Origin of the sequence: Streptomyces sp. NRRL S-31, from assembly GCF_000718775.1 — a bacterium.
In the GTDB taxonomy this organism is placed as follows: Bacteria; Actinomycetota; Actinomycetes; order Streptomycetales; family Streptomycetaceae; genus Streptomyces.
Genome location: NZ_JOCB01000316.1, coordinates 1 through 205, shown reverse-complemented (window position 1 = coordinate 205; position 205 = coordinate 1). Strand labels below are relative to the sequence as shown.

The 205-nt window shown below is 71.7% G+C and carries 1 protein-coding gene; it reads left to right on the top strand.

Going from position 1 to position 205, the window contains the following annotated elements:
- On the top strand, positions 1 to 205 hold a 205-nt coding region (locus tag IF37_RS43260; protein ID WP_367647157.1), incomplete at both ends, for a hypothetical protein.

The window sequence follows — 205 nt, the reverse complement described above, 5'->3', positions numbered from 1 at the left end:
CACGCAGGCGGCGGCGGGTGTGGCGGGTGTGATCAAGATGGTGATGGCGATGCGGCACGGGCAGTTGCCGCGGACGCTGCATGTGGACGCGCCGACCTCGCATGTCGACTGGTCGGCGGGTCGTGTCTCGCTGTTGACCGAGGCCCGGCCGTGGCCGGAGACGGGGCGTCCCCGCCGTGCCGGTGTGTCGGCGTTCGGTATCAGC